The organism is Bordetella genomosp. 6, assembly GCF_002119705.1.
In the GTDB taxonomy this organism is placed as follows: domain Bacteria; phylum Pseudomonadota; class Gammaproteobacteria; order Burkholderiales; family Burkholderiaceae_B; genus Bordetella; species Bordetella bronchiseptica_F.
This window is the reverse complement of the sequence record NZ_CP021107.1, coordinates 1905318-1923699: the sequence shown is the minus strand read 5'-3', so window position 1 is coordinate 1923699 and position 18382 is coordinate 1905318. Positions and strand designations below refer to the sequence as shown.

Below are 18382 nucleotides of genomic sequence, written 5' to 3'. Positions count from 1 at the left end.
CATGCGCGCCTGGTGGGTCCAGGGCCGGAGCCCGAAGGCTCCGATCTTGCCGCCGCCGGCCGTGGCGCGTCAATGGCGGCGCCCCGCTACGAATGCCCGGGTTTCATGCGGTCGACCCAGTCGCGCGCCGGATCGCGCCGCGCGCCGCGATTGAACACGGCGGTCAGGACCATGGCGATCAGCGCCCCCAGCCCGGCCAGGGCCATGTCCTTCTGGGCATCCCAGATATCGCCCTGGGTGCCCAGGTACGCCACGCCCAGTTCGCCGCCGAAGAATTCGGCCGCGCCCCATTCGATCAGCTCGTACAGGGCCGAGGTGGACAAGGCCACGTCCAGCGGCAGCAGATAGCCCCAGAAGCCGCGCACCTCGACCACGCGCAGGAAGACCTCGCGGATCGGGTACGCCAGCAGCAGTCCATACGAAAAATGCACCAGCCGGTCGAACTGGTTGCGCTCCCAGCCCAGTAGCTGATCCAGGCTGTGGCCGGTAAGGCGTTGCCACCAGGCGTCGTAGGGCACCAGCGAATAGGTGTAGTGCGCGCCCACGGCGTGCAGGCACAGGTACAGGAAGATCAAGGTGTAGGACACCCGCGAGAACACGAACCAGCGCCGCGTCGCGTACAGCGCGACGCCGAACGCCAGCACCAGGGCGTTCTCGAGCAGCCAGTCGGCGCGGTCATGGGGGTCGATGGCCAGCGCCAGCCACAGCGCCGCATACAGCACGGCCAGCGCCGGCAGATAGCGCCGGCGGGCAAACAGCCCGGCGCGCGCTTCAGTCATCGCGCACCCGGCCGCGCAGGCGCTTGGTTTCCCCGTGCTGGACCTTGCTCTGCACGCGCCGGCGCTGCGAACCCAGGGTCGGCCGGGTGGCGCGGCGCGGCCGCACCGGCCGCAGGGCATCGCGCAGCAGCGCCAGCAGGCGCTCGACGGCGTCGGCGCGGTTCTTCTCCTGGCTGCGATACGTCTGCGCCTTGATGACGATGACGCCGTCGCTGGAAATGCGCCGGTCCGCCAGCGCCAATACCGTCTCCTTGGCGCTGTCGGGCAGCGAGGAGGCGCGCACGTCAAAGCGCAGATGAATGGCGCTGGACACCTTGTTGACGTTCTGTCCGCCCGCGCCCTGCGCCCGGATCATGTCGAAATCCAGTTCGCGTTCGTCCAGATAGAGGGAACCCAATACATGCAGCATAGGGCGCCAGTCTACGCCTGTTGCCGGAAGCGGCAAACGCCCGGGCCGCCACCCCGGTAAAATGGTGGATCGATCCACCTATCCTGGCCCTGGCGACGCCGGACCAGCATCATGACCTACTCCGTCAAAGAACTCTTCAAGACCCTGCAAGGCGAAGGCGCCCAGGCCGGCCGCGCGGCGGTCTTCTGCCGCTTTGCGGGCTGCAATCTCTGGACCGGACGCGAAAGCGACCGCGCCGGCGCCGCCTGTACATTCTGCGATACCGATTTCGTCGGCACCGATGGCCAGGGCGGCGGCAAGTTCGCCGACGCGGCCGGCCTGGCCGACGCCATCGCGGCGTGCTGGGGCGACAACCCCGCCAGCCGCTACGTCGTCTTCACCGGCGGCGAGCCGCTGCTGCAGCTGGACCAGGCCCTGCTGCAGGCCGTGCACGCGCGCGGCTTCACGGTGGCCATCGAAACCAACGGCACCTTGCCGCCGCCGCCGGGCATCGACTGGATCTGCGTCAGCCCCAAGGGCCGGGCGCCGCTCGTCGTCGAGCGCGGCCACGAGCTCAAGCTGGTATTTCCGCAGGCCGACGCGCGCCCCGAGGCGTTCGCCCACCTGGCGTTCGAGCACTTCTTCCTGCAGCCCATGGACGGCCCCGCGCGCGCGGCACACACCGCCCAGGCCGTGCAGTACTGCCTCGATCACCCGCAATGGCGCCTGAGCCTGCAAACCCATAAATACATAGGTATTCCATGACTGTCCGCCCCATCGCCGGAGATGCGCGATGATTTCCGTCACCCGCCGGCTCGAGTTCGACGCCGGCCACCGCATTCCCGATCACAACAGCCAGTGCCGCAACCTGCACGGACACCGGTACGTGCTGGAAGTCACGCTCAGCGGCGACATCGTGCAGGCGCCCGGCGCCTCCGACAATGGCATGCTGATGGATTTTTCCGAGATCAAGCGCATCGCCAGGACGCACATCGTCGACGTCTGGGACCACGCCTTCCTGGTCTACGAGGGCGACCACGCCGTACGCAGCTTTCTCGATACGCTGCCGGACCACAAGACGGTGGTTCTCGACCGCATTCCCACGGCCGAGAACCTGGCCAGCATCATTTTCGCGACGCTGGCGCCCCACTACCACGGGCACTACGGCGCGGACCTGCGCCTGACCCGGGTGCGCCTGTACGAAACGCCGAACTGCTGGGCCGACTGCGGCAGCTGACGGCCCCCGGCGCGCGGCCGCCTACAGGCCGTTCTCGCGCGTGGCCAGCAGGTAGCGCTCGGCGGCGCCGTCGTTGACGCTGGCCCACAGCAGCTGGTCGGCGCGGAAGGCGCGCCACGACTCCAGCACCTTGGCGAAACGCGGACTCTTGGCGGCGTACTCTTCCAGTACCTCGCGCGTGGCCTTCTGCATGGCCGCCATGATTTCGGGCGACCACGATTGCAGCTTGGCGCCCTGCCCCACTAGGCGCTTGAGCGCCGGGATGTTGTGGGCGTCGTACTTGGCCAGCAGCTCTTCGCCGGCCATGGCGCAGGCGGCCCGCAACGCCGCCTGGTAGCGCGCCGGCAGCGTCTGCCAGGCCTCGCGGTTGACGTTCAGGCACAGGTTGGCGCCCAGTTCCATGACGCCCGGGCCGTAGTAGTACTGCGCCACCTTGGCGAAACCCAGCTTCTCATCGTCGTAGGGACCGACGAACTCGACGGCGTCCAGCGAACCCTTCTCGAGCGCGGGATAGATGTCGCTGCCGGCGACCTGCTGCGGAATCGCGCCCAGCTTCTGGTACACCATGCTCAACAGGCCCGGCGTACGGATGCGCAGGCCCTTGAAATCCTCCGGCGTGCGCATCTGCTTGCGAAACCACCCGCCCATTTGCGCGCCGGTGTTGCCGCAGGGAATCGCGATGGCGTTGAAGCCCGCGTACAGCTCGTCGATCAGCGCCTGGCCGCCGCCTTGCAGCACCCATGCGCTGTGCTGGCGCGGCGTCAGGCCGAAGGGCACGCCGGTATCGAACACCAGCGCGGGCTCCTTGCCCATGTAGTAGAAGCCGGCGGTATGGCCGCACTCGGTGGTGCCGTTCTGCACCGCGTCCAGCACCTGCAGGGGCGGCACGATTTCGCCGGCCGGAAAGGCCCGGATGGCGAACTTCCCGTCGGTCAGTTCGCTGACGCGGGCGGTAATGGCCTCGGCCGCGCCCCACACCGTGTCGAGCGAGCGCGGGAAACTGCTGGGCATGCGCCAGCGTATGGTGGGCGCCTCTTGCGCCACCGCGGGCGCGGCCAGCACCGCGCTACCCGCGCCGGCGGCCGCCGCGGTCAGAAAACGACGTCGCTGCATGATGATGATCCCTCTTTCTTTGGTCTATGGCTGAAAAACTGGCGGCGGCGCGCGCCTCAATCCAGGCAGTCGGGCGCGGCCCGCAGCGCGCGCCGCGCGAAATAGGCGAAGGTCAGCGACTGGATCTTGGGTTTGACCAGGAAGTCGTGCGATTCCTGCGCCAGCTCGCCGGGCACCGCCTTGACCGGCCCGATGGCGCGCGCGCGCAGCTGCAGCATCGCCGCCTGCTCCATCCACAGCGCCATGACGGCGGACTCCTCGATCGAACTGCCGGCGGTCAACAGGCCATGGTTGGCCAGCAGGATGGCGCGCTTCTCGCCCAGCGCGGCCGAGATCACCTCGCCCTCGTCATCGCCGATGGGCAGGCCCGGCCACTCCGGCAGGTAGGCGCAATCGTTGTAGAACGGCGTGGCGTCCATATGCGCCACCACCAGAGGCTCGCCCACCATCGACAGGGCCGAGACGGCCGGCGGATGGGTGTGCACGATGCACTGCACGTTGGGCCGGTGCCGGTAAATCCAGATGTGGAAGCGGTTGGCGGGGTTGGGCAGCGATTTGCCGTCGAGCGGATTGAGGTCCTCGTCGATCAGGATCAGTTCGCTGGCGCGCGCCTCGTCGGCGCCCACGCCGAACGGCAGCGTCCAGAACGTGCCGGGCTCCTCGCCGCGCGCGGTGATCTGGCCGGCCAGCCCGCCATGCCAGTGGCCCTGCTCGGCCAGCATGCGGCAGGCGAGCGCCATTTTCTGGGCGCGCGTCCATTGCGGTTCGCTCACGCGCGACTCGATTTCGCGGTCGACGCGCGCGCGCAATACATCCTTGTCCTGCACTGTGTAAGAAGACGACATCATGCTTTCCATCCGGTTTCGTCTCGCCAGGGGCGAGCAATTTATTGCCTTATTATTGCCTAATAGGCAACTTGTTGCCCAACATACAAATAATTGCCCAAACCCTCAACGAGGGAAAACCCGCAAGACGGCGGGCCGCGTCCAAAAATGGCATCATGCGTGCTGACGCATTCCCCGCCACCGCCCATGACCGCCAAATCGCCGCCCATCCCCGCGCCCAGCCCCGAACAGATCGGCCTGCGCATCCGGGCCCTGCGCAAGCGGCAGAAACGCACCCTGGCCTGGCTGTCGGCGCAATGCAGCCTGGACAAGGGTTTCCTGTCGCGCCTGGAGCGCGGCGAGAAGTCGGCCTCGGTCGGCACCCTGCATACCGTGGCCGGCGCGCTGGGCAGCAGCCTGTCGGCCCTGCTGGGCGAGGCCGATCCGCAGACCGAGATCCAGATCGTGCGCGCCGCCGACCGGCACCGCATGACCACCGCCCCCGGGCCGGGCGAACATATCTACGAAGCCATCACCCTGGGCAGCTCGCACAGCGGCCTGTCGGTCATGGTGGTCGAGGTCGGCACGCATGGCGCGCGCACCGAGGTCCACCATGCCGGCGACGAACTGATCTTCGTGCTCGACGGACGCATCCGGGTGCATTTCGGCGGCCATACCGTGCTGCTCGAACGCGACGACAGCGTGCGCTTTCCCGGCTACCTGCCGCACAGCCTGAGCGCCGAGGGCCGCAAGCTGGCGCGCGCCCTGGTCGTCATCGCCAGCGGCGGCTGACCTTCCTGCCCGGCGTGCCCGGGCCCCGCCTTTCCCCGCCCACGCCCCCGATTGTCCCGCCCGGCACAATGCCCGCCAATTATCCATACAGACTAATTAATAGGATGCTAATAAATAGGATACAATCTAGATCATGAAAACCGCCACCGACAACCGCCTCATGGCCGTGACCGCCAACCTGATGGTGCTTTCGCGCGCCTATCGCAGCGCAGCCGACAAGGCCCTGGCCGACTTCGGCCTGTCCCAGGCCACCGCCTGGCCGGTCATCCTGACCGGCCGGCTGGGCGATGGCGTGCGCCAGGGCGCGCTGGCCGAGGCGCTGGGCGTCGAAGGCCCGTCGCTGGTGCGCGTGCTGGACCAGCTGGTCGCCGCCGGCCTGATCGAGCGCCGCGAAGACCCGCAGGACCGCCGCGCCCGCACCCTGCATCTCACCCCCGCCGGGCAGTCCCTGCGCGAACAGGTCGAGAACGTGCTGGTGCAATTGCGCCGCCAGCTTTTCCAGGGCATCGCCGACGCCGACCTGGAGACCTGCCTGCGCGTGTTCGATTCGCTCAAGTCGGCGCTGGGACGGGAGTCGGCCGCCGCGCGGGAGGACTACCGCCAATGAAGCTGCCTACCGCCGACGAGGCGGTGTTCTCGATCAAGTGCTACCTGGGCGCCATGCTGGCGCTCTATCTGTCGTACTCCATCGGCCTGCCGCGTCCGTTCTGGGCCATGACCACGGCCTATGTCGTTTCGCAGCCGTGGTCCGGCGCCGTGCGCTCCAAGGCGGTGTACCGCCTGGGCGGCACTTTCTTCGGCTCGGCCATGACGATCTATACCGTGCCGCGCCTGGCCAACTACCCCGTGCTGATGACGCTGGCCATGGTGCTGTGGGTCGGCCTGTGCCTGTACATCGCCGTGCTCGACCGCACGCCGCGCTCGTACCTCTTCATGCTGGCCGGCTATACCGCCGCCATGATCGGCTTTCCCAGCGTGACCGATCCGGCGCTGGTGTTCGACACCGGGCTGGCGCGTGTCGAGGAAATCAGCCTGGGCATCATCTGCGCCACGCTGGTCCACAGCGTGGTGCTGCCGCGCGGCATCGGCCGCGCCATGATGGGCCGCCTGGACGCCACCGTGCGCGACGCGCGCAGCTGGATCCAGGACGTGCTCGGCCAGCGCGGCGCCGCGCAGCACGCCAGGGACCGCCGCACGCTGGCCAACGACATCACCCAGCTGCGCCTGCTGTCGACCCACGTACCGTTCGACACCGGCAATATCCGCTGGACCGCCAACGCCCTGCGCGCCATGCAGGAACACATCACCGCGCTGACGCCGGCCGTCTCGGCCGTCGAGGACCGCCTGCAGGCCCTGCAGGCGCAGGGCCGCGCGCTGCCGGCGCCGGTGTCCAACGTGCTGGCCGATATCTCGGCCTGGATGGACGACAGCGGCCACGCCACGCGCGAGCAGGCCGTGCAACTGCGCGCCGCGCTGGCGCGCCTGGCGCCCGCGATCGACCGGCAGTCCGGCTGGCACGATGCGCTGCTGGCCAGCCTGGTCGCGCGCTTGCGCGAACTGGTCGACAGCTACGACGCCTGCCTGGTGCTGCGCCAGGACATCCGCGCCGGCCTGGGCGGCGCGCCGACCGGGCGCACCCGCCGCCTGACGCGCGGCGCGGCCCTGCATCGCGACCACGGCCTGGCGCTGCTGTCGGCGCTGGCCGCCGCGCTGGCCATCTCGGTGTGCTGCCTGTTCTGGATCGGCACCGCCTGGACCAACGGCGCCACCGCCGCCATGATGGCGGCCATTTTCAGCTGCTTTTTCGCCGCGCAGGACAACCCCGTGCCCGGCATCATGCAGTTCCTGACCTACACGATCTACTCGATCCCGCTGTCGGCGCTGTATCTGCTGGGCATCATGCCGGCCCTGCATTCGTTCGAGATGCTGGCGCTGGCCATTTTCCCGGTGGCCTTCGTCACCGGCGTCTACATCGCGCGCCCCACCACCACCGGCAAGGCCATGGCCGTGTTCTTCGGCCTGTCGGGCACGCTGGCGCTGCAGGACACGCACACGGCCGACCTGGTGTCGTTCGTCGACACGGTGGTGGCGCAGATCATCGGCGTGGCCGTGGCGGCCATCATCGCGGCGGTGTTCCGCACCGTCAGCGCCGAATGGAGCGCGCGCCGCATCCAGGCCGCCAACTGGAAGGAGCTGGCCGCGCTGGCCAGCGCCGGCCGCGCGCCGGCCCGCCTCGATTTCACCGCCCGCATGCTCGACCGCATCGGCCTGCTGCAACCGCGGCTGGCGCTGAGCAAGCGGCGCGACGACCAACTGGCCGACGACGCGCTGCGAGACCTGCGGGTCGGCAAGGACATCGCGGAACTGCAGCGCGCCCGCCGCCACCTGCCCATGGCCGATCCGGCCATCCAGCCGGTGCTGCGCGCGCTGGCCGGCCTGTTCCGCAGGCGCCCGGGCGGCCACGACGGCGGACGGCCGGCCGAACTGCTGCAAACCATCGACCGGGCCCTGTACAGCGTAAGCAACACGCCGGTCGCGCATGCGGCGCGCGAACGCGCCGTGGTGGCGCTGGTCGGCCTGCGCCGCGCGTTCTTTCCCGAGGCCGCCGCCTACCGGCCCGGCCGCGACGTGGAGTCCCCTGCATCATGATCGGCGAGTTCAATCTGTACGGCGTCTATTTCCCCTGGCTGCTGGTGCTGGGCGTGCTGACGCTGGGCGTGGCCTGGATCGCGCGGCGCGCGCTGGCGCGCATCGGCTTCTACCGGCTGGTGTGGCATCCGGCCTTGTTCGACCTGGCGCTGTTCATCGTGCTGCTGTATGGCGCCTCGCTGATTTCCCCGCATATTTTCCAGAGATGAGAAGATGAAATTCCCGCAATCGCTGCGTCCCGCCGCGCTCGGCAAATTCGCCGTCACCGCTGCCGTCGTGGCCGCCGCCGTGTATGCCGGCTGGCAGCTATGGGCGCATTACGAACTCGAACCCTGGACCCGCGACGGCCGGGTCAAGGCCTATGTGGTGCAGGTTGCCCCCGACGTCTCGGGGCTGGTGACCGCCGTGCCGGTGCGCGACAACCAGGATGTGCGGGCCGGCGACGTGCTGTTCGAGATCGACCGGGCGCGCTTCCAGCTGGCCTACGACCAGGCGCAGGCAGCGCTGCGCGCGCAGCAGGTAGCGCACGAGCAGGCGCTGCGCGATGTCAAGCGCAATCGGGCCCTGGGCCAGTTGGTGGCCGCCGAAGCGCTCGAACAGAGCCAGACGCGCCTGCGGCAGATCGAGGCCGCGCGCGCGCAGGCCGAAGTGCAGCTGGATACCGCCCGGCTCAACCTGGCGCGCAGCCGCGTGGTGGCGGGCGTGGCCGGACGGGTCACCAACCTCGACCTGCGCGCCGGCTCCTATGCCAGCGCCGGCAAGCCCGTGATGGCGCTGGTCGACGCCGGCTCGTTCTACATCGAGGGCTATTTCGAGGAAACCAAGCTGGCGCGCATCCACGAAGGCGATGGCGTCACCGTCACGCTGATGGGCGATTCGCGCGCGATCCGCGGCCATGTCGAGAGCATCGCGCTGGGCATCGCCGACCGCGACCGCAGCACCGGCGCCAATCTGCTGCCCAACGTCAACCCGACCTTCAACTGGGTGCGGCTGGCCCAGCGCATCCCGGTGCGCGTACGGATCGACCAGGTGCCCGCCGGCGTGCGGCTGGTGGCCGGCCAGACCGCCACCGTCGCCATCGACGAAGCCGGCCCCCGCCCATCCTGATTCCGTTTTTTTCGCATCGTTGTTGTCATGTCCATACGCTCTCTCCTGCCGCTGACCCTGGCCCTGGCTCTGGCCGGCTGCGCCGCCGTCGGCCCCGACTATCGCCTGCCCGACCAGGCGGCGGCCAAACGCTCGGCCGCCGCCGCGCCATTCGTGCAGGCGCGCGAGCAGGCGGTCTACCGGCAGGACGAACTGCCGCCGCACTGGTGGCGCCTGTACCAGGACGGACAGCTCGACAGCCTGGTCGAGCAGGCGCTGGCGGCCAACGCCGATCTGCGCGTCGCCGCCGCCAACCTGGAGCGCGCCCAGGCCGTCACGCGCCAGGCCCAGGCGCGCCAGCAGCCCACGGTGGATGTGAGCGCGGCGCCGGCCTTCGGCCATGCCTCGGGCGTGCAGGAGCTGCAACCCGGACTGCGCCCGCAGGACCGCTGGTCGTACTCGGGCGGAATGGGCGTGTCCTATCAGCTGGACCTGTTCGGCCAGATCCGCCGGGCCATCGAGGCCGCGCAGGACGACGCCCAGGCCGCCCAGGCGGCCTATGACGCCGCGCGCGTGACGGTGGCCGCCGAGACCGCGCGCGCCTATGCCGACCTGTGCGCCGCCGGCATGCAACTGGACTCGGCACGCCACTCGGTACAGGTGCAGCAGCAATCGGTCGATGCCGTGCGGCGCCTGCTGGCCGCCGGCCGCGGCACCACGCTGGACGTCGCGCGCGCGCGCAGCCAGCTCGAACAACTGCAGGCCGAACTGCCGCCCTTCCAGGCAGGCCAGCGCACCGCGCTGTACCGCCTGGCGGCGCTGACCGGCCACGCCCCGGCCGAATTGCCGCAAGGCCTGCTGGCCTGTGTCCGCCCGCCGCGGCTGGCCCAGGCCATTCCGGTGGGCGACGGCGCGGCGCTGCTGCGCCGCCGGCCCGACATCCGCCAGGCCGAACGCAGCCTGGCCGCCGCCACCGCCCGCATCGGCGTGGCCACCGCCGATCTCTATCCGAAGATTTCGCTGGGGCTGTCCAGCGCCTCGGCCGGCCCCGCCGCGCTGTTCGGCGAACCGGGCACCTTCAGCTGGAGCGTCGGCCCGCTGATCAGCTGGACCCTGCCCAACACCGGCGCCGCGCAGGCGCGCATCGCCCAGGCCGAGGCCTCGACCAAGGGCGCGCTGGCGCGTTTCGACGCCACCGTGCTCAATGCCTTGCGCGAGACGGAAAGCGCGCTGGTCACCTACGCGCGCCAGCTCGATCGCGACGCCGCGCTGCGCGCCGCGCGCGAGCAAGGCGCGCAGGCCGCCGCGCAGGCCCGCCAGCTGTTCCGGCTGGGCAAGACCGATTACCTGACCGTGCTCGATGCCGAGCGCACGCTGGCCGGCAACGAAAGCGCGCTGGCGGCTTCGCAGGCGCAGCTGGCCGGCGACCAGATCGCCGTGTTCCTGGCGCTGGGCGGCGGCTGGGAATAAGCGCGTTCAGTGCAGCGTGGAGCCGTCGGGCGGGGCCTGCTTCAAGCCCAGCGCCTCTTCCCAGCTGCGCAGCGGCACGCAGGTCTGCAGGCGCACGATGGCGCGCTCGATCAGGGCCGGATGCAATTGATGGCCCACCTGCGTGGCCACGTCGATGGTCGAATCGCCATGCAGGGTGTCCAGGCGTTCTTGCGCGGCCTGCGCATGCGCCACGTTCATTACCGCGTCGGCCGCGCCGTGCAGAAGGTGGATGGTGGTGTACTGCGGGGCGCTGCGCGGCAGTTGCGCATAGCGGCCCGAGAACGCCAGCACCCGCCCGGCCAGCCCGTCGTGCGCGATCACGGCCTCCAGCGCCATGATCGCACCCTGCGAGAAACCGGCCAGCGCCGTGTCGGACTGCAGCAGGCCCAAGCGCTGCTGCGCGGCCCGGACATAATCGAGCAGCGCCGGCATGGCCCGCGCCACCCGTTCGGGACGGTTCTCGTCGGTGATCCCCTGCAGCGCGAACCACTGCCGTCCGCGCGGCCCGCCATCGTAGGGCTCGAAGCCTTCGGGAATCATCACCGCCGAAGCGGGAAAGGCGGCGCGCAGCGCCTGGGCCAGCGCGGCCATGTCATCCGGCGCGCCGCCGGCGCCATGCAGCAGGATGAACAGCTGCCGGACGGGAATATCGGGATTGGGCAGAATTTCGATGGAAGCGCTTGGCACCATGCACGACTCCAGGCGGGCCGCCAGGCCCTGGAATTTTCCATTCTATAGCGCGCCGGCTCCTGGTAATCCCAAAAATACTGTATATTCATACAGTGAAATAGAGATTGACCATGCTGGCCCCCGAACGCATCCATCCCGCCCTCTGGCGCGCCACGCAACTGGCGCACGGCCCGACGCGCAAGCTGCCCACCGGCTACGCCGACCTGTCGGCCCAATTGCCCGGCGGCGGGTGGCCGCTGGGCGCCCTGGTCGAACTGCTGCTGCCCCAGCCTGGCAGCGGCGAGATCCGCCTGCTGCGCCCGGCCCTGGCCCAACTGGAGGCCCGCCGCGCCATCGCGCTGGTGCAACCGCCGCATGCGCCGCATATCGCCAGCTGGGCAAGCTGGCGGCTGGATCCGCGCCAGCTGCTGTGGGTGGCGCCCGAACGGCCCGCCGACACCTTGTGGGCGGCCGAACAGATCCTCAAGGCCGGCAGCTGCGCCGCCCTGCTGTGCTGGCTGCCGCAGGTCCGCCCCGAATCGCTGCGCCGCCTGCACCTGGCGGCCCAGGGCGGCGACGCCCTGTTCGTGGCCCTGCGCCCGGCCGCCGCCGAACAGCACGCCTCGCCGGCCGTGCTGCGCCTGGCGCTGGCGCCGGCGCCTGGCGGCCTGTCGATACGCATCGTCAAGCGCCGCGGCCCCGCCTGCGAACACCCTGTCCACATCGGCCTCGAAACCGGCGCCGGCCTGTCCGTTTTTCCCGCTCCCCATGCGCCTCTGGATCGCCGTCTTCCTGCGCAGCCTGTCGCTGGACGCCGTACGCCCGCACTGGTCTCGTGACCAGGGCGTGTGCGCCGTGCTCGAGCGCGAATGCGTCAGCGCCTGCTCGCCCGCCGCGCGCCTGGCCGGCATCCGGCCCGGCATGCGGCGCGCCGGCGCGCTGGCCATTGCCCCACAGGCCATCCTGCTGGAACGCGCGCCCGCGGCCGAAACGCAGACCCTGCAGGATGCCGCGCTGGCGTTGCTGCAATACACCCCGCAGGTCGCCCTGGCCGAAGACGGCGTGCTGCTGGACGTCGGCGCCAGCCTGCAGGTCTTCGGCGGCCCGCGCGCCCTGCACCGGCGTGTCGCCGCCACCTTGCGCACGCTCGGCCTGGATGCCAGCCTGGGCATGGCGCCGCATGCGGCCGGCGCCTGGCTGCTGGCGCGCGACCCTGCCCGCGGCGCCGCGCGCCGCGTCCTGCGCGACGCCACGCTGGCGCGCCGCCTCGACCGCCTGTCGCCCGCGCTGCTGCCACCGGCCCAGGCGCGGCTGGACTGGCTGCACGATATCGGCTGCCAGACGCTGGGCCAGTTGCGCGCCCTGCCGCGCGGCGGCCTGCAGCGACGCGGCGGCGTCGAGCTGCTGCGCGCGCTGGACGCCGCCTATGGCCAGGCCGCCCAGGCCCATGCCTGGGTCCGGCCGCCCGCCAGCTTCGCACGCCGCATCGAACTGATGGACTATGTCGAACACGCGCCGGCCCTGTTGCATGTCGCGCAACGCCTGTGCGAACAACTCAGCGGCTGGCTAGCGGCGCACCAGCGGGCGGTCGAGCGCATCGTGCTGCGCCTGGACCACGAGCGCGGCCGGCGCGCCTGCGCGCCCACCGAACTGACGCTGGCGCTGGCCCAGCCGGCCTGGCAGACGCCCCATCTGCTCGGCCTGCTGCGCGAGCGGCTGGGGCGCCTGGTCCTGCCCGCGCCGGCCATCGCCGTCGGCCTGCACGCGCCCGACACCGTGCCCCAGCCGGCCGCCAGCACCTGCCTGTTCCCCGAGCCCGGCGGCACCCCGGCCGACCATGCCCGCCTGCTCGACCTGCTGGGCGCCCGCCTGGGCCGCGAACGGGTGCTGCGCGCCCGCCCGGCGGCCGATCACCGTCCCGAACAGGCCAACCGCTGGCAGGCCGCGCACGACCCGCCACCGGCGGGCCCCGCCACGGGCCAGCCCGAGCCGCTGGAGCGCCCCTTCTGGCTGCTGTCTCCCGCCCAGCCCCTGGGCATGCAGCAGCACCGCCCCAGCCATAACGGCCAGGCGCTGCGCCTGGTGCGCGGCCCCGAACGCATCGAAAGCGGCTGGTGGGACGCCGCCCTGACCGTGCGCGACTACTTCGTGGCCGAGGACGCCGCCGGGGCGCGCTATTGGCTGTACCGCGAACGCGACGCCCGCCAGGCGCGCTGGTTCCTGCACGGCCTGTTTGCCTGAGAAGCGCCATGTCCGCCGCCCTGCCCGGCTACGCCGAACTGCATTGCCAATCGAACTTCTCGTTCCTGCAAGGCGCCTCGCACCCCGAGGAGCTGGTCACGCGGGCGGGCGAACTCGGCTACGCCGCGCTGGCCCTGACCGACGAATGCTCGCTGGCCGGCGTGGTGCGCGCCCACGTCGAGGCGCGCGAGCAAAAACTGCCGCTCATCATCGGCAGCAGCTTCATCCTGCAGGCCGGCGCCGACGTGCCGCCGCTGGGCCTGACCCTGCTGGCGCAGAACCGCGAAGGCTACGGCAACCTGGCCGAACTGATCACGCTGGGGCGCGGCCGCGCCGCCAAGGGCCAGTACCTGCTGACGCCGGCCGACATCGAAGCGCCCGCCGGCGACAACGCGCATCTGCGCGGCATGCCCGACTGCCTGGCCATCCTGACGCCGCCGCCCGGCCTGGCCGCCGAGCGCCTGGCCGAACAGGCGCGCTGGCTGGCCGCGCAATGCCCCGGCCGCGCCTGGATCGGCCTGACCCTGCTGCACCATTGCCGCGACGACCTGCACCGCGCCGCCGTCGAGCACGCCGCCCGCGCCAGCGGCCTGCCCATCGTCGCGCTGGGCCAGGCGCAGATGCACCGCCGTTCGCGCAAGCCCCTGCACGACACGCTCGCGGCCATCCGCACCGGACGCAGCGTCGGCCAGTGCGGCTATGACCTGGCCGTCAACGCCGAACGCCACCTGCGCTCGCGCCTGCGCCTGGCCAGCCTCTATCCGGCCCAGGCCCTGGCGCAAACGCTGGCCATCGCGCGGCGCTGCACCTTCTCGCTGGACGAATTGCAATACGAATATCCCGACGAAATCGTGCCCGCCGGCCATACGCCGGCCTCCTACCTGCGCCAGCAGACCTACCTGGGCGCCCGGCAACGCTTTCCCGATGGCATGACGCCGCAGGTCGCCGCCCAGATCGAGAAAGAGCTCGGCCTGATCGCCGAGCTGCGCTACGAAGCCTATTTCCTCACGGTCCACGACATCGTCGGCTACGCCCGCTCGCAAGGCATTCTGTGCCAGGGCCGCGGCTCGGCGGCCAACTCGGCGGTCTGCTATTGCCTGGGCATCACGGCGGTCGATCCCGAGCGCGGCAACACGCTGTTCGAACGCTTCATCAGCAAGGAACGCAACGAGCCGCCCGATATCGATGTCGACTTCGAACACCAGCGGCGCGAGGAGGTCATCCAGTACATCTACGAAAAATACGGCCGCCAGCGCGCCGCCCTGACCGCCGTGGTCATCTCGTACCGGCCGCGCAGCGTGCTGCGCGATACCGGGCGCGCGCTCGGCGTGGACAACGCCATCATCGACGCCGTGGCGCGCGCGCACCAATGGTGGGACGGCAAGAAGGAAATGCTGCGCTCGCTCGCCGCCTGCGGCCTGGACCCGGCCTCGCGGGTGGCGCGCCAATGGGCCGAGCTGGCCGAAACGCTGATGGGTTTTCCGCGCCACCTGTCGCAGCACCCCGGCGGCTTCGTGATCTCGCGCGGCAAGCTGTCGCGCCTGGTGCCGATCGAGAATGCCGCCATGCCCGGGCGCAGCGTGGTGCAATGGGACAAGGACGATCTCGACGCGCTGCGGCTGCTGAAGGTGGACGTGCTGGCGCTGGGCATGCTGTCGGTGCTGCGCCGCGCGCTGGCGCTGGTCGGCCAGCGGCGCGGCCGGCCGCTGGCGCTGCACGAGATTCCGCCCGACGACAACGCCACCTACGACATGATCTGCGCGGCCGACACGATAGGCGTCTTCCAGATCGAGTCGCGCGCGCAGATGAGCATGCTGCCGCGCCTGCGGCCGCGTCAATACTACGACCTGGTGGTGCAGGTGGCCATCGTGCGGCCCGGCCCAATCCAGGGCGGCATGGTGCACCCCTACCTGCGGCGGCGCCAGGGGCGCGAAGACATCACCTACCCCGGGCCGGCGGTGCGCAAGGCGCTGGCGCGCACGCTCGGCGTGCCGATCTTCCAGGAGCAGGTCATGCAGATCGCGGTCGACGCCGCCGGTTTCACGCCCGGCGAAGCCGACGCCCTGCGCCGCTCGATGGCGGCCTGGCGGCGCAAGGGCGGCGTCGACAAGTTCCGGGCCAAGCTGGTGGGCGGCCTGCTGGCGCGCAACTATACGGCCGAATTCGCGCAGGCCCTGTTTCGCCAGATCGAAGGCTTCGGCGAATACGGTTTTCCCGAAAGCCATGCCGCCAGCTTCGCGCTGCTGGCCTACGCCAGTTCCTGGCTCAAATGCCATGAGCCGGAGGCCTTTCTCGCGGCCCTGCTGAATTCGCAGCCCATGGGCTTCTACGCGCCGGCCCAACTGGTGCAGGATGCCCGCCGCCATGGCGTTCGGGTGCTGCCGGCCGATGTGGTGCACAGCGGCTGGGAAGCCTGCCTGCAGGACGCGCCGGGCGCGGCGCGGCCGGCCGTGCGATTGGGCCTGAACCTGGTCAAGGGGCTGCGCGAAGACAGCGCTCGCGCCATCGAACAGGCGCGCGCGCGCCAGCCCTTCGCCGATACCGCCGACATGGCGCGCCGCGCCGCGCTGCCGCGCCAGGCGCTGGACGCACTGGCCGCCGCCGATGCCTTGCGCACCCTGGCCGGCCATCGCCGCCTGGCCAGCTGGCAAGCGGCCGCCAGCGCGCAAAGCCGCGACCTGCTGCGCGAAGCCGTGATCGTCGAAACCGAAACGCCCGCGCTGCCGGCGCCGTCCGAAGGCCAGGCCATCGCCGCCGACTACCGCAGCGTCGGGCTGACCCTGGGCCGCCATCCGCTTGCGCTGCTGCGGCCGCAACTGGCCGCGCGCAACTTCCAGACTGCCGCGGTCCTCGACACCTACCCCAATCGCCGGCTGGCGCGCGCCTGCGGCATCGTCACGGTGCGCCAGCGGCCGCAGACCGCCAAGGGCACCATCTTTGTCACGCTCGAAGACGAAACCGGGCCCATCAATGCCGTGGTGCGCCCCGAGCTGATCGAACGGCAGCGCCGCGAACTGCTGGGCGCCACGCTCCTGGGCATCTACGGAACCTGGCAGAGCATCGATGGCGTGCGCCACCTGGTGGCGCAGCGCCTGGTCGACCTGAGCAGCCTGCTGGGCCAGCTCAGCCAGGATGGCCTGGCCGCCTCCAGCCGCAACTTCCACTGAACGCGGAAAACGCAGCGGGTGCCGGTGGGGGGCCTGTCCCGGTGCAACGCAGGCACGCCCAGATTCAGCGGATGCCTGTCCCCATGCGGGGACAGGCACGCTAAAGGTGGGGCGCGAACGGCGTGGCGTCGATGGGCAGTTCCAGGCCCGACATCTGGGCGGTCAGCAGCGCCGCGCTGCCGCAGGCCAGCGTGAAGCCCAGCGCGCCCTGGCCGATGTTCAGCCACAGGTTGTCGGCCGCGCGGCTGGCGCCGATCAGCGGCTTGCCGGTCGGCGTGGCCGGCCGCAGGCCCGCCCAGGCCACGGCCTGGCCCAGGTCCAGCTGCGGAAACGCCTCGGCTACCTGCCGCTTGAGCAGGTCGATGCGCGCGGGCTCGATGGTGGCGTCGGTGCCGCCAATATCCACCATGGCGGCAATGCGCAGCACGCGGCCGATGCGCGCATAAACGATGCGCCGTTCGTAATCGGTCACGCTGATCGCGGGCGCCGTCGTATCGCCGACCGGCAGCGGCACGCTCAGGCTGTAGCCCTTGAGCGGATACAGCGGCACGTCCTGGCCCAACGGCTTGAGCAAGGCGCGCGTGCCCACGCCGGTGGCCAGCACCACCGCGTCCACGCCGATATCGCCCTGCGCGGCCTGCACCGCCACGATGCGCCGCCCTTCGCGCCACAGTCCGCGCACCGGGTTGGACATCAGGCACTGCACGTTGTCCAGCTGCCGCAGGCGCGCGAACAGCGCTTCGGTGAACTGGCGGCAATCGCCGGCCTCTTCGCTCGGGGTGTAGACGGCGCCGGCCAGGTTGGCGCCCAGCCCGGCCAGGGCCGGCTCCAGCGCCAGCGTCTGCGCGGCATCGAGCACCTGCTGCTCGGCGCCCAGCGAGGCCTGGTAGGCCACCAGCCGGCGGGCCTTCTCCAGCAAGGCGTGGTCCCGATAGGCGATCAGCTTGCCGTTGCGCACATGGCCGAATTCGAGTTCTTCCTGCGCCAGCAGGCCGTCCATGACGTCGCGGCTGAGGTAGGACAGCGTCTGCAGCTGCGCGGTCGAACGTTCGGCCACCGAAGCGCGGCAGGCCAGCGCGAACTGCAGGCACCAGCGCCACTGATGCGGATCCAGCCGGGGCCGGAAGCGCAGCGGCGAATCGCTGCGCAGCAGCCAGCCCGGCACGCTGGGCAGCACGCCGGGGCCGGCCAGCGGCGCCACATAGCTGTAGCTGAGCTGCCCGCCGTTGGCGTAGCTCGACACCTCGGCCGGCTGCGCATGGCTGTCGACCAGCACCACCTCGTGCCCCTGGCGCGCCAGGAAATAGGCCGACGTCACCCCCACCACACCAGCGCCAACGACGCAGACGCGCATGTCATATCCCGCAAAAAATCATCCAGGCGTCATTGTGGGATAGCGGCGCGCGCCGCGCCAAATAGCAATCCGGGCAGCGGCCATAACCTAAGGTTGGCCGCCGGCGCGGCCCGGCCTACGCGGCCCGGTGCAGGCGCACGATGGCCAGCGCCGTGGGCGCGCGCACCAGGTCCTCGAGCGTATAGCCATCCAGCGTACGGTAGAACGCCTGCAGGCTCTCGGCCAGCGCGCCGCTCAGGCGGCAGGCGCCATTGAGCACACAGGGGGGCTGGGCGCAATTGACCAGCGCCCCCTGGTCCTCGAGCACGCGCACCAGTTCGCCGATGCGGTAATCGGCCGCGTCGCGCGCCAGCCGCAGCCCGCCGCCCTTGCCCCGCGTCGCCACGATCCAGCCCTGCTGCGACAGGAAATGCACGACCTTGACCAGATGGTTGCGCGAAATCTCGAACCGCGCGGCGATTTCGGGAATCGTCACGGGGACGGTGCGGTCGCGGCATTGCGTCAGGTACATCATGACGCGCAGGCCGAAGTCAGTGAAGCGGTTCAGTTGCATGGCTGGCGCGGGATGGGCGGCGGGACGCGGCAAGCATAC

The 18382-nt window shown here is 70.7% G+C and carries 18 protein-coding genes; 11 read left to right on the top strand and 7 right to left on the bottom strand.

All coding sequences use genetic code 11. The features are described from left to right. Window positions 1–86 precede the first annotated feature (86 nt). The gene (locus tag CAL11_RS09085) at window positions 87–779 is read right to left on the bottom strand and encodes a DUF2238 domain-containing protein (RefSeq protein ID WP_086092719.1); all 693 of its coding nucleotides are present in this window, start codon (window positions 777–779) and stop codon (window positions 87–89) included. Beyond that, window positions 772–1188: an alternative ribosome rescue aminoacyl-tRNA hydrolase ArfB gene (gene arfB, locus CAL11_RS09080; RefSeq protein ID WP_033465773.1), complete on the bottom strand. Its 417-nt coding sequence runs from the start codon at window positions 1186–1188 to the stop codon at window positions 772–774. Before arfB ends, CAL11_RS09085 begins: the two co-directional genes overlap by 8 nt. Window positions 1189–1299: 111 nt before the next feature. On the opposite strand from arfB, the gene queE reads away from it, so the two are divergent. Then, window positions 1300–1932, top strand: coding sequence for a 7-carboxy-7-deazaguanine synthase (gene queE, locus CAL11_RS09075; RefSeq protein WP_086092718.1), 633 nt, complete (start codon window positions 1300–1302; stop codon window positions 1930–1932). A gap of 28 nt (window positions 1933–1960) precedes the next feature. Beyond that, window positions 1961–2404: a 6-carboxytetrahydropterin synthase QueD gene (gene queD / locus CAL11_RS09070; RefSeq protein ID WP_033465777.1), complete on the top strand. Its 444-nt coding sequence runs from the start codon at window positions 1961–1963 to the stop codon at window positions 2402–2404. Between the two features lie 21 nt (window positions 2405–2425). On the opposite strand, the gene CAL11_RS09065 is transcribed toward queD, so the two are convergent. Together CAL11_RS09065 and CAL11_RS09060 are read right to left on the bottom strand one after the other, a co-directional pair. Next, window positions 2426–3517: a TRAP transporter substrate-binding protein gene (locus CAL11_RS09065; RefSeq protein WP_086092717.1), complete on the bottom strand. Its 1092-nt coding sequence runs from the start codon at window positions 3515–3517 to the stop codon at window positions 2426–2428. 56 nt (window positions 3518–3573) lie between these two features. Then, entirely contained in the window at window positions 3574–4374 is an 801-nt protein-coding gene (locus tag CAL11_RS09060) for an aldolase (RefSeq protein WP_080699885.1), read from the bottom strand. Between the two features lie 135 nt (window positions 4375–4509). Here CAL11_RS09060 and CAL11_RS09055 point away from each other — a divergent pair, with 135 nt between their 5' ends. The 6 genes from CAL11_RS09055 (at window position 4510) to CAL11_RS09030 (ending at window position 10338) form a co-directional block, all read left to right on the top strand. Beyond that, window positions 4510–5133 carry a helix-turn-helix domain-containing protein gene (locus CAL11_RS09055; protein WP_086092716.1) on the top strand — a complete coding sequence of 208 codons (624 nt, stop codon included), beginning with the start codon at window positions 4510–4512 and terminating at the stop codon, window positions 5131–5133. Between the two features lie 133 nt (window positions 5134–5266). Then, window positions 5267–5740, top strand: a complete 474-nt coding sequence (locus CAL11_RS09050; protein ID WP_033465783.1) for a MarR family winged helix-turn-helix transcriptional regulator — start codon at window positions 5267–5269, stop codon at window positions 5738–5740. Further along, a complete protein-coding gene (locus CAL11_RS09045) occupies window positions 5737–7782 on the top strand; it encodes an FUSC family protein (protein WP_086092715.1) in 2046 nt (681 codons plus the stop codon). The genes CAL11_RS09050 and CAL11_RS09045 overlap by 4 nt, the downstream gene beginning before the upstream one ends. Beyond that, window positions 7779–7991: a DUF1656 domain-containing protein gene (locus CAL11_RS09040; protein WP_003810887.1), complete on the top strand. Its 213-nt coding sequence runs from the start codon at window positions 7779–7781 to the stop codon at window positions 7989–7991. The genes CAL11_RS09045 and CAL11_RS09040 overlap by 4 nt, the downstream gene beginning before the upstream one ends. Window positions 7992–7995: 4 nt before the next feature. Further along, entirely contained in the window at window positions 7996–8889 is an 894-nt protein-coding gene (locus CAL11_RS09035; protein ID WP_086092714.1) for an efflux RND transporter periplasmic adaptor subunit, read from the top strand. A gap of 27 nt (window positions 8890–8916) precedes the next feature. Next, complete coding sequence (locus CAL11_RS09030) at window positions 8917–10338, top strand: efflux transporter outer membrane subunit (RefSeq protein ID WP_086092713.1); 1422 nt, start codon at window positions 8917–8919, stop codon at window positions 10336–10338. A 6-nt stretch (window positions 10339–10344) separates the two neighbouring features. Here the strand turns inward: CAL11_RS09030 and ypfH are convergent, their stop codons facing one another. Next, window positions 10345–11049, bottom strand: a complete 705-nt coding sequence (gene ypfH, locus CAL11_RS09025) for an esterase (protein ID WP_068925895.1) — start codon at window positions 11047–11049, stop codon at window positions 10345–10347. Between the two features lie 110 nt (window positions 11050–11159). Here ypfH and imuA point away from each other — a divergent pair, with 110 nt between their 5' ends. Genes imuA through CAL11_RS09010 form a run of 3 tightly spaced genes read left to right on the top strand, consistent with a single transcriptional unit; the run spans window position 11160 to window position 16436 of the window. Then, entirely contained in the window at window positions 11160–11867 is a 708-nt protein-coding gene (gene imuA / locus CAL11_RS09020; RefSeq protein ID WP_033465813.1) for a translesion DNA synthesis-associated protein ImuA, read from the top strand. A gap of 16 nt (window positions 11868–11883) precedes the next feature. Beyond that, a complete protein-coding gene (locus CAL11_RS09015; protein ID WP_086094540.1) occupies window positions 11884–13269 on the top strand; it encodes a Y-family DNA polymerase in 1386 nt (461 codons plus the stop codon). 8 nt (window positions 13270–13277) lie between these two features. Further along, window positions 13278–16436 (top strand): error-prone DNA polymerase, encoded by a 3159-nt coding sequence (locus CAL11_RS09010; protein WP_086092712.1) that lies wholly within the window; start codon window positions 13278–13280, stop codon window positions 16434–16436. Window positions 16437–16536: 100 nt separating this feature from the next. Here CAL11_RS09010 and CAL11_RS09005 read toward each other — a convergent pair whose 3' ends face one another. Beyond that, window positions 16537–17790 (bottom strand): D-amino acid dehydrogenase, encoded by a 1254-nt coding sequence (locus CAL11_RS09005; RefSeq protein WP_086092711.1) that lies wholly within the window; start codon window positions 17788–17790, stop codon window positions 16537–16539. 115 nt (window positions 17791–17905) lie between these two features. Beyond that, entirely contained in the window at window positions 17906–18343 is a 438-nt protein-coding gene (locus CAL11_RS09000; protein ID WP_167382471.1) for an Rrf2 family transcriptional regulator, read from the bottom strand. Between the last annotated feature and the right edge of the window lie 39 nt (window positions 18344–18382).

Coding starts and splice junctions, on each gene's coding strand:
- CAL11_RS09050 (WP_033465783.1), top strand. CDS start 5,267: ATGAAAACCGCCACCGACAACCGCCTCATGGCCGTGACCGCCAACCTG.
- CAL11_RS09000 (WP_167382471.1), bottom strand. CDS start 18,343: ATGCAACTGAACCGCTTCACTGACTTCGGCCTGCGCGTCATGATGTAC.
- queE (WP_086092718.1), top strand. CDS start 1,300: ATGACCTACTCCGTCAAAGAACTCTTCAAGACCCTGCAAGGCGAAGGC.
- CAL11_RS09045 (WP_086092715.1), top strand. CDS start 5,737: ATGAAGCTGCCTACCGCCGACGAGGCGGTGTTCTCGATCAAGTGCTAC.
- CAL11_RS09040 (WP_003810887.1), top strand. CDS start 7,779: ATGATCGGCGAGTTCAATCTGTACGGCGTCTATTTCCCCTGGCTGCTG.
- ypfH (WP_068925895.1), bottom strand. CDS start 11,049: ATGGTGCCAAGCGCTTCCATCGAAATTCTGCCCAATCCCGATATTCCC.
- queD (WP_033465777.1), top strand. CDS start 1,961: ATGATTTCCGTCACCCGCCGGCTCGAGTTCGACGCCGGCCACCGCATT.
- CAL11_RS09035 (WP_086092714.1), top strand. CDS start 7,996: ATGAAATTCCCGCAATCGCTGCGTCCCGCCGCGCTCGGCAAATTCGCC.
- arfB (WP_033465773.1), bottom strand. CDS start 1,188: ATGCTGCATGTATTGGGTTCCCTCTATCTGGACGAACGCGAACTGGAT.
- CAL11_RS09005 (WP_086092711.1), bottom strand. CDS start 17,790: ATGCGCGTCTGCGTCGTTGGCGCTGGTGTGGTGGGGGTGACGTCGGCC.
- CAL11_RS09085 (WP_086092719.1), bottom strand. CDS start 779: ATGACTGAAGCGCGCGCCGGGCTGTTTGCCCGCCGGCGCTATCTGCCG.
- CAL11_RS09055 (WP_086092716.1), top strand. CDS start 4,510: ATGGCATCATGCGTGCTGACGCATTCCCCGCCACCGCCCATGACCGCC.
- imuA (WP_033465813.1), top strand. CDS start 11,160: ATGCTGGCCCCCGAACGCATCCATCCCGCCCTCTGGCGCGCCACGCAA.
- CAL11_RS09065 (WP_086092717.1), bottom strand. CDS start 3,517: ATGCAGCGACGTCGTTTTCTGACCGCGGCGGCCGCCGGCGCGGGTAGC.
- CAL11_RS09010 (WP_086092712.1), top strand. CDS start 13,278: ATGTCCGCCGCCCTGCCCGGCTACGCCGAACTGCATTGCCAATCGAAC.
- CAL11_RS09060 (WP_080699885.1), bottom strand. CDS start 4,374: ATGGAAAGCATGATGTCGTCTTCTTACACAGTGCAGGACAAGGATGTA.
- CAL11_RS09030 (WP_086092713.1), top strand. CDS start 8,917: ATGTCCATACGCTCTCTCCTGCCGCTGACCCTGGCCCTGGCTCTGGCC.